At 71.0% G+C, this 12,457-nt stretch carries 9 protein-coding genes; 8 read left to right on the top strand and 1 reads right to left on the bottom strand.

The window, feature by feature from the left end; all coding sequences use genetic code 11:
• Positions 1 to 226: 226 nt before the first annotated feature.
• The 4 genes from ACFYRX_RS03325 (at position 227) to ACFYRX_RS03310 (ending at position 4,563) form a co-directional block, all read left to right on the top strand.
• On the top strand, positions 227 to 685 hold the full coding sequence (locus ACFYRX_RS03325) for a helix-turn-helix domain-containing protein (RefSeq protein WP_389096156.1): 459 nt from the start codon (positions 227 to 229) through the stop codon (positions 683 to 685).
• Between the two features lie 280 nt (positions 686 to 965).
• Entirely contained in the window at positions 966 to 2,168 is a 1,203-nt protein-coding gene (locus ACFYRX_RS03320) for a DUF2690 domain-containing protein (protein WP_389096154.1), read from the top strand.
• A gap of 316 nt (positions 2,169 to 2,484) precedes the next feature.
• The gene (locus ACFYRX_RS03315; RefSeq protein WP_328749834.1) at positions 2,485 to 3,474 is read left to right on the top strand and encodes a malate dehydrogenase; all 990 of its coding nucleotides are present in this window, start codon (positions 2,485 to 2,487) and stop codon (positions 3,472 to 3,474) included.
• A gap of 444 nt (positions 3,475 to 3,918) precedes the next feature.
• The gene (locus ACFYRX_RS03310; RefSeq protein WP_389096152.1) at positions 3,919 to 4,563 is read left to right on the top strand and encodes a hypothetical protein; all 645 of its coding nucleotides are present in this window, start codon (positions 3,919 to 3,921) and stop codon (positions 4,561 to 4,563) included.
• A 581-nt stretch (positions 4,564 to 5,144) separates the two neighbouring features.
• Here the strand turns inward: ACFYRX_RS03310 and ACFYRX_RS03305 are convergent.
• Positions 5,145 to 5,921, bottom strand: a complete 777-nt coding sequence (locus ACFYRX_RS03305; protein WP_389096151.1) for a hypothetical protein — start codon at positions 5,919 to 5,921, stop codon at positions 5,145 to 5,147.
• 189 nt (positions 5,922 to 6,110) lie between these two features.
• Here ACFYRX_RS03305 and ACFYRX_RS03300 point away from each other — a divergent pair, with 189 nt between their 5' ends.
• From ACFYRX_RS03300 to ACFYRX_RS03285, 4 genes are all read left to right on the top strand, one after another.
• Positions 6,111 to 7,637, top strand: a complete 1,527-nt coding sequence (locus ACFYRX_RS03300) for an aldehyde dehydrogenase family protein (protein WP_389096150.1) — start codon at positions 6,111 to 6,113, stop codon at positions 7,635 to 7,637.
• Between the two features lie 280 nt (positions 7,638 to 7,917).
• Positions 7,918 to 9,441, top strand: coding sequence for a GMC family oxidoreductase (locus tag ACFYRX_RS03295; RefSeq protein ID WP_389096148.1), 1,524 nt, complete (start codon positions 7,918 to 7,920; stop codon positions 9,439 to 9,441).
• A complete protein-coding gene (locus ACFYRX_RS03290; protein ID WP_389096146.1) occupies positions 9,441 to 10,520 on the top strand; it encodes a glycine betaine/L-proline ABC transporter ATP-binding protein in 1,080 nt (359 codons plus the stop codon). The genes ACFYRX_RS03295 and ACFYRX_RS03290 overlap by 1 nt, the downstream gene beginning before the upstream one ends.
• Positions 10,520 to 12,457, top strand: a complete 1,938-nt coding sequence (locus tag ACFYRX_RS03285) for an ABC transporter permease (RefSeq protein WP_389096144.1) — start codon at positions 10,520 to 10,522, stop codon at positions 12,455 to 12,457. Before ACFYRX_RS03290 ends, ACFYRX_RS03285 begins: the two co-directional genes overlap by 1 nt.

The raw sequence follows: 12,457 nt of genomic DNA, 5'->3' as shown, positions 1-12,457 counted from the left end.
GACGGCGGTCCGCCCCCACCCCCGATGAGGGACGGGCCGCCGGCAGCACCCAGCCTCCCGCGCCGTGAACCGCCCGCTCAACCGCTGCCCTTGGGCTGTGTCACAGCGGTGACGGTTCCGGCACGGTGTGCGGGACCTGCCACAGCCGGCCCGGTCCCAGGAACCGATCAGCCCTCTGACGTCGTCAATCGCCAGGGAACAGGTGTGGACGCCGTGGAGGTGGGCGATGAGTGGCTGGCAGGCGCTGCCCGACGATCTGCCGCCGGAGGTGCGGCACTTCGTCGAGCAGCTCAGGCGGCTCAAGGACCGCACGGGGCTCAGTCTCGTCGCGCTCGGCGCCCGCACGGCGTACAGCAAGTCCTCCTGGCACCGCTATCTCAACGCCACCCAGCCCCCGCCCCGCCAGGCCGTCGCCGCACTGTCCCGGATCGCGGGTCTCGACGGCACCGACGCCGAACGTCTCGCCGTGCGCTGGGAACTGGCGGTCCAGGCCTGGCCCCGTCCGGCCGCGGTGCCCGCACCCGCCGCCGGGGGCGAGGGATACGAGGACGACCCGACCCTGCCGTGGTGGGACGAGCCGCCTCCGGAGAAGGGCGGCGGGATGAACCGGCTGCTGCTCTCCGCCGTACTGCTGCTTCTTCTGGTGCTGGTGGTCGGGGTCGCCGGGGCCGTGATCTCAGGGTGAGCCGGGAACTGCCGTGACGGGCGTTATTCCCGGTGTGTTCCTCTGTGTTCCTCGTGTGGTGATGTATTGACAAGTTTGCGTATTTGATACGGGACTGTTCGACGCCGAAGCTAACGTGTCGAACGCGTCGATGCTCCAGTGCGCCCCCCCACCCACGGAACTGGGATCCTTAGGGGACGCATCCTTGTGGGTAGCCACAACGGGGACTCGGCAGAGGGCACCGCGCACGGGGAAGAGCGGGGAACAGCCAGCACCGACCGGGGGAAAAGAGGGGGGAGCAATGCCTCGTTGGAGGACCTTGCCGGATGAACTGGATCCGCAGGTCAGGGAGTTCGCCAGCCAGTTGCGGCGGCTCGTGGACCGCAGCGGCCTGAGCATCGCGGCCGTCGCCGACCGCACGGGTTACAGCAAGACGTCCTGGGAGCGGTATCTCAACGGCCGGCTGCTCGCGCCGAAGGGTGCGATCGTCGCCCTGGCCGAGGTGACCGGCACCAATCCCGTTCACCTGACCACGATGTGGGAGCTCGCCGAACGCGCCTGGAGCCGCTCGGAGATGCGCCACGACATGACCATGGAGGCCATCCGGATCTCCCAGGCGCGGGCCGCGCTCGGCGAGTTCGGGGCACCGCCCGCGAACGCCAAGGGCAGCAGGACGGCCCGCAGAAGCGGCAGCGCGACGGCGACACCCGGGGTGGCGGGGCCGGCGGGAGTCGCCCCCACGGTGCCGCCGCAAGCGGCGTCTGCGCAGACCCGGCCGGCTCGGGACGCCGAGAGCGCCGAGGCACGCGCAGGCTCCTCCGGTGGCGGCAACTCCTGGGGCATCGCCGGGTACCAGGGGCCGTCGGGGACCGCTGGGCCCACGCCCACGCCTGCGCCCCCGTCCGTCTCCTCCGATGTCTCCTCCGACGGTCCGGGGCGGACGCCGGGGACGCCGGGGCCGTACGGCGAACCACAGGACGCGCGTCCCGGTGACGGTTCCGGCGGCTCGGGGAAGCGGCGGCTGACGATGTTCCTCGCGGGCGTCGTCGGGGTGCTGGTGGTGGTCGCCGGCGTGTTCTACCTGACCGACCCGGGCCGGGACAAGGGCAACCAGCGGGCCGACACGTCCCCGTCGCCGTCCGCCAGCGCGTCCGTCCCGCTGCCCGCCGGGGTCAAGTGCAGTGGTGCCGGATGCACCGGGAAGGACGCCGAGGCCATGGGATGCAGCGGGGATCTGGTGACCACCGCCAGTACCGCGACCGTGGGCGCGACCGTCGTCGAGGTGCGGTACAGCAAGACCTGCGGAGCGGCCTGGGGGCGGATCACCCAGGCCGGACAGGGCGACAAGGTCGAGGTCAGCGCGGGGAAGGTGTCCGAACAGAGCGGGAGCATCACCGAGGTCGGGGACACGATCGCCTACACGCCGATGGTCGCCGTGAAGGCCGCGGGCGCGGCGAAGGCATGCGTGACGCTGGCCTCCGGGCAGCAGGGGTGCACCGGCTGACGGGACGCCCCCGCGCCCGCGGGCGGTGAAAACTTCAGGGAGTGCGCATGGACTCCCGGATCGGGGGCAGGCGAACCGTTACCCCCACGGGAGTCCGGAAAATCGGCACCCCCATACGGCGGCCGCCTTCGTCCCCCCTCTCCCGGACGGGCGGCCGCCTCTTTCACAGGGGTCTGTGGGCTGGGCCACACGGACCCGGACGTCCGGGGTGCCGGATGCGCGATAGCCTGACCGCTGGATCTCTCTTGACGCCAAGAGATCGATCAAACGTCCGGGGCAGGGACGCCCCACCGCCAGCTGTCATACGGAGAACGCCATGACCCGCACTCCCGTGAACGTCACCGTCACCGGCGCGGCCGGCCAGATCGGTTACGCCCTGCTCTTCCGCATCGCCTCCGGCCAGCTGCTCGGCGCGGACGTGCCGGTCAAGCTCCGCCTCCTGGAGATCACCCCCGCGCTGAAGGCCGCCGAGGGCACCGCCATGGAGCTCGACGACTGCGCCTTCCCGCTCCTGGCGGGCATCGACATCACGGACGACCCGAACGTCGCCTTCGACGGCACCAACGTCGGTCTGCTCGTCGGCGCCCGCCCCCGCACCAAGGGCATGGAGCGCGGTGACCTGCTCTCCGCCAACGGCGGCATCTTCAAGCCGCAGGGCAAGGCCATCAACGACAACGCCGCGGACGACGTCAAGATCCTGGTCGTCGGCAACCCGGCGAACACCAACGCGCTGATCGCCCAGGCCGCCGCCCCGGACGTACCGGCCGAGCGCTTCACCGCGATGACCCGCCTCGACCACAACCGCGCGCTGACCCAGCTCGCGAAGAAGACGGGCACCACGGTCGCCGACATCAAGCGTCTGACGATCTGGGGCAACCACTCGGCCACCCAGTACCCGGACATCTTCCACGCCACGGTCGCCGGCAAGAACGCCGCCGAGACCGTCAACGACGAGAAGTGGCTGGCCGAGGAGTTCATCCCGACCGTCGCCAAGCGCGGTGCCGCGATCATCGAGGCCCGTGGCGCGTCCTCCGCCGCGTCCGCCGCCAACGCCGCCATCGACCACGTGTACACCTGGGTCAACGGCACCGCGGACGGCGACTGGACCTCCATGGGCATCCCGTCCGACGGTTCCTACGGCGTCCCGGAGGGCCTGATCTCGTCCTTCCCCGTCACCACCAAGGACGGCGTCTACGAGATCGTCCAGGGCCTGGACGTCAACGAGTTCTCCCGCGCCCGCATCGACGCGTCGGTGAAGGAGCTGGAGGAGGAGCGCGAGGCGGTCCGCGCCCTCGGCCTCATCTAGTTCTCACCACCGAGCAGTTCGCGCCACCGAGCAGTTCTCGCCACCGAGATTTCTCGACGGCTCTGTCACGACCTTGCGCGGGCCCTGTTCCGGTTCCTTCCGGAGCGGGGCCCGTGGCCGTTTTTCGCCCTACGGTCGAAGCCGTACCCGGTGGGGTGATTCGGGGGTTTCGCGATGAACGGTTGGAACGGCGACAGCTCCGGTTCCGGAGCGGAACACGAACCGAGCGAGGAGAGAGGCCGGGCGGTCTGGAGCTCGGGGGAGACGGGGACCGCACCGCCGTGGGCGTCCGCGCAGACGCAGACCTCGTTCGTCCCGCCCCGGGCGGGAGTCGCGCCGCCGTGGTCCTCGGCGCCGACGCAGGCGTCGCCGCTGGTGTCTCCCTGGGGAACGGCCCCGCCCACTCCGCCCGGGGTGCCGCCCGCGCCTCATCGGGTCCGACGCGTGCTCGGTGCCCTCGTCGTGGCCGTCCTGGTCGGGGTGTCGGTCGGTGTCGGAGTCTGGTTCCTCATCCGGGACACCTCCCTCGGCTCCGGCCTCGGCTCCGGAGCCGGTCCGACCCCGAGCGTCACAGCCGCCTCGTCCCCGTCCCCCTCGCCTTCTTCCTCTTCTACGGCCTCCTCCTCGTCCACGGCCACCGGGTACCGCCGCGCCCAGGACCCCGTCGGCTACACGATCGACGTCCCGAAGGGCTGGACCCGCACCGAGAAGCAGGGGCAACTCGCTCCCGTCGTCGTCTACGATGCCCCCGCCGACGGCCGACGGCTGCAGATCTTCCGGCTCGCGGAGGACACCCCGGCCCGCTCCCTCGACCTGGCCGAGAACGACCCCGGCTACGGCTTCTCACGTCAGCCCGGCTACCAGGTCCTCGACCGGGCCTCCGGCACCACCTGGGCCGAACTCGCCTACCGCTACGACGACTCCGACCTCGGGGCCCGCCAGGTCGTCGACCACCGCTTCGAGGCCGCCGACGGCACGCTGTACGCGATCCGCGCCACCGGCCCCGCGTCCCTCACGCCCGCCCTGGTGCGCGAGCCGCTCACCAGGGCGCTGGGTTCCTTCTGCCCGGCCGAAACGGAGTGCGACTGAACCCGGCTCCTCTTTCCGGTGAGGCGTCGCCACCCTCACGCAGACGTGGTGGGCGGTGCCGGGGCGGAGCGCGAACGCACCCCGGGTCTGCCGAGGCGCACCTGCCCGTCGACCGCGGCCTCGCGGCCCCGCGCCGCCCCGGTGTGTACCGGCGCACACAACTCGACGGCACCGGAAGGGCCGTGGCGACACGGGGAGTACGCCGACGGATCGAGCCGGAGCCGTGACCGGCCAGGGCGCTCACCTGTCGTCCGGTTCGTCCGGTGCGGACGTCGGGCCCGGCGACGGTGTCGTCCTCGATGCGCGCGCGGAGCATCAGCAGGCCGACGATCGGGTTCAGGAGGGAGGGCACAGCGGCTCCTCGGGTCAACTCGCATGCGGTCCGGGGCGGTTGGTTCAGTGACGGGCCGAACGCGACAGTACTCGTTTCCGGCGAAACGCGATAGTGCGCGAGTCTTCGCAGCCGCTTGCCGAACCGGTGATCGCCGTAGACGTGACCTGACCACCGCGCTCTCGGGTTTCTGTGTGCCGTACGCCTGCGACCCCGCGGTGATCGACTGAAGCGCAGGCGTCCGGCCGCGTCACACGCCCTGCAACTCGTCCTGCAGCTTCCCCACGTCCACGCTGTCGCCCGCCGACGGAGTCTTCGACGGGACCGGTTCGCCGTAGTCCGACAGAGAAAGGGTCGTGTCGGTCCCGGCACCCTTCTGCGTGGCCCGCACCAGCCGGTGCGGTGAGTCCGAAGTGACGTACAGGACCACGTGGTTGCCCTCCGACGTGCCCTTCAGTGGAATCACGTCCGTACCGTCGACCCTCGTCTCCTTGCCCTTCGTCAGCCGCCCCTCGTCGGAGGAGTCGGCGGTGATGTCCTTCTGGAAGGACGTCAGATCGCAGGTGTCGGCCATGCCCCGCAGCATGGCGTCGTTCGTGGAGCCGTGGATGTAACGGTTCTTGAAGAGCTCGGCCACCGCGGCGCCCTGCCCGCCCGGCACCTGCGCCTTCCAGAACGCGGTGTCCGGTTTCATCCACACCTCGTCGCCCCGCTTGATGATCGCGACGCTGCCGCCTCCGGAGCCCATCCTCATCGAGCCGGTGCAGTTGCCGTCCCGGTCGAGGGTGAGGTCCATCGAGGTGGGCTGCGTCTTGCTGGTCTTGGTGTCCGCACCGCGGTCCGTCAGTTTCAGATGGACGGACTCGGTGGCGAGAAGGTTCTTCTTCGCCTGGTCGGCGAGCCGGCGTGCGCTCGGATCGGGATCGGGAGCGGCAGCGGCAGCGGCAGCGGCGACCGGGACGAGGGGCAGTGGCAGGAGCAGGGTGGCGGCACTCACCGCCGTGCGGAGCAGCGCTCTCCGTGCCATGGCGTCACCTCCATGGGGCCACGACCAGCGTACGATTTACCCCATTTGGCCGCATGCTCAGTGACTCAGCACACTTTCGGCCATCGATTGCGCATGCAATGGAGGGTCGGGGGCAGGCGATGACGGTCCCGGTGAGTGACACGTCTGTGACGCAGGGGCACTGAACTGGAACGGAAGGCAACATCGATCATGGCCGGACAGCAGGCGCGGCAGGAGCCGCAGACCATCCACGCGGGCGGCGAATGGCGTGCAGCCGTCTCCGGAGCCACACGTGAGATCCTCGACCCCGCCGACGCGCGGCCGTTCGCCGTGGTCGCGGAGGGCGACGAGAAGGACACCGACCTGGCGGTCGCCGCAGCCCGCCAGGCCTTCGACGGCGGCCAGGGCGCCTGGCCGCTGACTCCGGTCGCCGAACGCGCCGCGCTGCTGCGCCGCGTCGCCGATCTTCTCGTACGCGACCGCGAAGAACTCGGTCTGCTGGAGAGCCGGGACGCGGGCAAGACCGTGGAGGAGGGCCGGGTCGACATCGACTGTGTCGCCGACGCCTTCCGCTACTTCGCCGACCTCGTCGCCGCCGAGGCCCCCGGCCGGGTCGTGGACGCCGGTTCGCCCGACATCCACAGCGTCGTCGTGCACGAGCCCGTCGGCGTGTGCGCGCTGATCACCCCCTGGAACTACCCGCTTCTCCAGGCCAGTTGGAAGATCGCCCCGGCGCTCGCCGCCGGTAACACCTTCGTGGTGAAGCCGAGCGAGATCACCCCGATGACGACGATCGCGCTCATCGAGCTGCTGGCCGAGGCCGGTCTGCCCGAGGGTGTCGCCAACATCGTCACCGGGCCGGGCCACACTGTCGGCGCCCGGCTCGCCGAGCACCCCGACGTCGACCTCGTCTCCTTCACCGGTGGCCTGATCAGCGGCACCAAGGTCGCCCAGGCAGCCGCCCCCAGCGTCAAGAAGGTCGCCCTCGAACTCGGCGGCAAGAACCCCAACGTCGTCTTCGCCGACGCCTGCACCACCCCCGAGGGTTTCGACACCGCCGTCGACCAGGCCCTGAACGCCGCGTTCATCCACAGCGGCCAGGTCTGCTCGGCGGGCGGCCGCCTCATCGTCGAGGAGTCCGTGCGGGATCGTTTCGTCGCCGAACTCGCGCTCAGGGCCGGGCGGATCCGCCTCGGCCGCGGCACCGAGGACGGCGTCGAGTGCGGGCCCCTGGTCTCCGAGCAGCAGCGCGCCAAGGTCGAGTCGTATGTCGCCTCCGCACTGGAGGAGGGCGCGGTGCTGCGCTCCGGCGGTCAGCGGCCCAAGCCGGCCCCGGAACGCCCCGACGCCGGCTACTTCTACGAGCCGACCGTCCTCGACCGCTGCCACCGCGAGATGCGGGTCGTCCGGGAGGAGGTCTTCGGGCCGGTTCTCACCGTCGAGACCTTCCGGACCGAGGAGGAGGCCGTGGCCCTCGCCAACGACACCGAGTACGGCCTCGCCGGCGCCGTCTGGACCGCCGATGCCGGACGCGCCCGCCGGGTCGCGGGGCGGCTGCGTCACGGGACCATCTGGATCAACGACTTCCACCCCTACCTTCCGCAGGCGGAGTGGGGCGGCTTCGGCAAGAGCGGAGTGGGCCGCGAACTCGGTCCCGCCGGGCTCGCCGAGTACCGCGAGACCAAGCACGTCTACCAGAACCTGGCGCCGAAGCCGGTGCGGTGGTTCGGAGGCTGAGCCAGTCGGCCACTTGGTCGGCCGGTGACCCGGCCTGTTGGTCACCTGGCCGGTCCGCCACCTGGCTGGTCGACCACTGAGCCAGTCAGCCACTGGGCCAGTCAGCCACTGAGCCACTCGGCCACCCAGCCACTCGGCCGCCAAACACGCCGGTCGGTACAGAGGCTGAGCCAATCGTCCATCAAGCCACCGGGCCACCAAGCCACCGGGCCTTCAAGCCACCCAGCCGCTGGCCCACCGAACCGTCTCCCCCCACGCGAGACCTCCTGGAGTACCCCCCATGCACGAGAACGAATACGACTACGTCGTGATCGGCGGCGGAACGGCAGGCTCCGTCATAGCCTCCCGCCTCACCGAGAACCCCGACGTCACCGTCGCCGTCATCGAGGGCGGCCCCAGCGACGTCGGCAGAGACGACGTCCTCACCCTGCGCCGCTGGATGGGCCTCCTCGGCGGCGAGCTCGACTACGACTACCCCACCACCGAGCAGCCACGCGGCAATTCCCACATCCGGCACAGCCGCGCCCGGGTCCTGGGCGGCTGTTCCTCCCACAACACCCTCATCGCCTTCAAGCCGCTGCCCTCCGACTGGGACGAGTGGGAGGAGGCCGGCGCCAAGGGCTGGGGCGCGGTGCCGATGGAGGCGTACTACGCCCGGCTGAAGAACAACATCGTCCCGGTCGACGAGAAGGACCGGAACGCCATCGCCCGCGACTTCGTCGACGCGGCCCAGAAGGCGCTGGACGTCCCCCGTGTCGAGGGCTTCAACAAGAAGCCGTTCGACGACGGCGTCGGCTTCTTCGACCTCGCCTACCACCCGGAGAACAACAAGCGCTCCTCGGCGTCGGTGGCGTATCTGCACCCGGTGATGGACGAGCGGCCCAACCTCACGATCCTGCTGGAGACCTGGGCCTACAGGCTGGAACTCGACGGCACGCGCGCGCAAGGCGTGCACGTGCGCGCCAAGGACGGCGAGGAGACCCTGATCAGGGCCCGCCGCGAAGTCGTCCTGTGTGCGGGCGCGGTCGACTCGCCCCGGCTGCTGCTCCACTCGGGCATCGGCCCCCGCGAGGACCTCGAAGCGCTTGGCATCCCCGTCGTGCACGATCTGCCGGGCGTCGGCGAGAACCTTCTCGACCACCCCGAGTCGGTGATCGTCTGGGAGACGAACGGACCGATCCCCGAGAACTCCGCGATGGACTCCGATGCGGGCCTGTTCGTGCGCCGCGACCCCGATCACGCGGGCCCTGACCTGATGTTCCACTTCTACCAGGTCCCCTTCACGGACAACCCTGAACGTCTGGGTTACGAACGCCCGGCGTACGGCGTCTCGATGACCCCGAACATCCCCAAGCCGAAGAGCCGCGGCCGTCTCTACCTGACCAGTGCGGACCCGGAGGTCAAGCCCGCCCTCGACTTCCGGTACTTCACCGACGAGGACGACTACGACGGCCGCACCCTCGTCGACGGAATCAAAATCGCCCGCGAGATCGCGCGGACCGAACCGCTCGCCGGCTGGCTGAAGCGGGAGGTGTGCCCGGGCCCCGACGTCACCGGTGACGAGGAGCTGAGCGAGTACGCCCGCAAGGTCGCGCACACCGTGTACCACCCGGCCGGCACCTGCCGCATGGGTGCCGCCGAGGACGAACAGGCCGTTGTCGACCCCGAGTTGAGGGTCCGCGGGCTGGACGGCATCCGGATCGCCGACGCGTCCGTGTTCCCGACCATGACCGCCGTGAACCCCATGATCGGGGTGCTCATGGTCGGCGAGAAAGCCGTAGACCTGCTGGGAGGTGGTGCGTGATGAGTACGACCGCGACCATGGAGAAGCCGCCGACGACGGACAATCCCGTGTTCTCCGTCGACGGCCTGTGGAAGGTCTTCGGCCCCAAGGCGGAACGCGTTCCGGAGGACGCCGAGCTGTCTGCCCTCGACCCCGCCGATCTGCGCGCGCAGACGGGCTGCACGGCGGCCGTCCGCGACGTGAGCTTCGATGTCCGCAAGGGCGAGGTCTTCGTCGTCATGGGCCTGTCCGGCTCCGGCAAGTCCACGCTGGTGCGCTGTCTGACCCGCCTCATCGAGCCGACGGCCGGCACGATCTGCATCGACGGCGAGGACGTCCGCGCGATGGACAAGTCCCGGCTGCGCGAATTGCGCCGCCACCGGGCCGCGATGGTCTTCCAGCACTTCGGTCTCCTCCCGCACCGCACGGTCCTCGACAACGTGGCGTACGGCCTGGAGATCCAGGGCATGGGCAGGGCCGAGCGCCGGGCGCGGGCCGCCGAGGTCGTCACGAAGGTCGGCCTGGAGGGCATGGAACAGCGCAAGCCCTCCCAGCTGTCCGGTGGCCAGCAGCAACGCGTGGGCCTGGCGCGGGCGCTCGCGGTGGACCCGCAGGTCCTCCTCTTCGACGAGCCGTTCAGCGCGCTCGACCCGCTGATCCGGCGGGACATGCAGGAGGAGGTCGTCCGCCTGCACCGTGAGGAGGGCCGCACGATGGTCTTCATCACCCATGACCTCAGCGAGGCTCTCAAGCTCGGCGACCGTATCGCCCTGATGCGGGACGGCAAGGTCGTCCAGCTGGGCACCCCGGAGGAGATCGTCGGCTCCCCGGCCGACGGTTACGTCCGCGAGTTCGTCCGGGACGTGCCGCGCGAGCAGGTCATGACGGTCCGCAGGGCCATGCGGCCGGGCGGCTGCGCGGGCCCGGGCCACCCGGGCGCGCTGGCCCCGGACGCCGTGGTCGCCGACGCGATCAAGGTCGTCGCCCGCAGCGGCCGGCCGGTGTGCGTCGTGGAGAACGGGCGCTGTCTGGGCGTCGTCGACCACGAGCGTCTCATCGACGTCGTGGCCGGAACGGAGCTCCGCAAGGAGGCCGTCTGATGGCGACCGTCACCGCGTCCACACCGCGCACCCTTCCCACCGGCCTGCTGAAGCACCGGGCGGTCCACAAGCTGCTGCTCATCGCCCTCGCCGCGGCCGTTCTCGTCCCGCTCGCCAACGCCCAGTGGGCCAGCGGCAGTTGGCCGGACGCTCTCACCGTCGACCTCACCAGTCCGCTCGGCAGGGTGAGCGACTGGATCATCGACAACCGGGACAGCCACCCGCTGTTCCTCTACTTCTTCGGCTACGTCAGCAACGCCGTCGTGCTCTCCGTGCACGCCGTGTACCTCGTCCTGCTCGGCGCGGGCTGGGTCGGCGTCACCGCGTTCGGCGCCCTCGTCGCCTGGCGTGTCGCCGGCGTCAAGCTCGCCCTGGGCACGACGGCGGCGTTCCTCGCCTGCGGTCTGCTCGGCATGTGGGTCCCGACCATGCAGACCCTCGCCCTGATGGTCGTCGCCGTGCTCGCCTCGGTCGTCGTCGGCGCCCTGCTGGGGCTCGCCGCCGGACTGTCCGGCCGTATGGACAGGATCCTGCGCCCGGTCCTGGACACCATGCAGGTCATGCCCGCCTACGCCTACCTCCTCCCGGTGGTCCTGGTCTTCGGCATGGGCGTCCCGGCCGCCGTCCTCGCGACCGTCGTCTACGCCGCCCCGCCCATGGCCCGTCTCACCGCGCTCGGCCTGCAGGGTGCGGACAAGGAGGTGCTGGAAGCGGTCGAGTCGCTCGGCACCACCGCCCGGCAGCGGCTGCTGACCGCTCGTATCCCGCTGGCCCGCAAGGAACTCCTCCTCGGCCTCAACCAGACGATCATGATGGCCCTCTCGATGGCCGTCATCGCGTCCGTGATCGGCGCCGGCGGCCTCGGGGACCGCGTCTATCAGGCGCTGGCCTCGGTCGACGTGGGCGCGGCCCTCGCGGCCGGCATCCCGATCGTGCTGCTGGCCGTCGTCCTGGACCGGGTGACGGCCGCGGCGGGCGACGGGATCGAGCGGCCCGGGCGCGCGGGATGGGCGTACGCCCTCGTCGCCGCCGTGGCCGTGGCGGTCGTCGGACGCCTTGTGGGCCGCCTCGACTGGCCCGGCTCCTGGACCCTGAACATCGCCGAGCCCGTCAACCGGGCCGTCGACTGGATGACGGACCACCTCTACTCCGGTGTTCCCGTGATCGGTGGCACCGCCGACTGGGCGGCCCACTTCACCACCTGGATCCTCGACCCGGTCCGCGACGGCCTGCAGGGGCTGCCCTGGTGGTCCGTCCTGCTCATCGTCGCCACCCTGGCCTGGCTGATCGGCACCTGGCGCACCGCGCTCACCGCGGTCCTCGCCATGGCCGCGATCGGCGTGCTCGGGGTGTGGACGCCCGCGCTGGACACTCTGTCGCAGGTCCTGGCGGCCGTCGCCGTCACCCTCGTCCTGGGTTTCGCGACCGCCGTTGCCGCGGCCCGCAGCGACCGCGTCGAACGGCTGCTCCGGCCCGTCCTGGACGTCTTCCAGACGATGCCTCAGTTCGTGTACCTGATCCCGGTCGTCGCACTGTTCGGCGTGGGCCGCGCGCCCGCCGCCGCGGCGGCCGTCGTCTACGCGCTGCCCGCCGTCGTCCGCATCACCACGCAGGGCCTGCGCCAGGTCGACCCGGCCGCCATGGAGTCGTCGAGGTCGCTCGGCGCGACCAGCTGGCAGCAGCTTCGGCAGGTCCAACTCCCGCTGGCCCGGCCCGCGTTGCTGCTCGCCGTCAACCAGGGCGTGGTCCTCGTCCTCGCCGTCGTCGTCATCGGCGGCCTGGTCGGCGGAGGCGCGCTCGGCTACGACACCGTCTTCGGCCTCGCCCAGGGCGACCTGGCGACCGGACTGGTCGCCGGCGCGGCCATCGTGTGCCTGGGCCTGATGCTCGACCGGGTCACCCAGCCGACCGAACGCCGCACGAGGAAGGGAGCCTGA

Origin of the sequence: Streptomyces sp. NPDC005374 (assembly GCF_042872225.1) — a bacterium.
Classification (GTDB): Bacteria; Actinomycetota; Actinomycetes; order Streptomycetales; family Streptomycetaceae; genus Streptomyces.
Note: the sequence above shows the minus strand (reverse complement) of the source record. Positions and strands in the feature narration are given on the sequence as shown.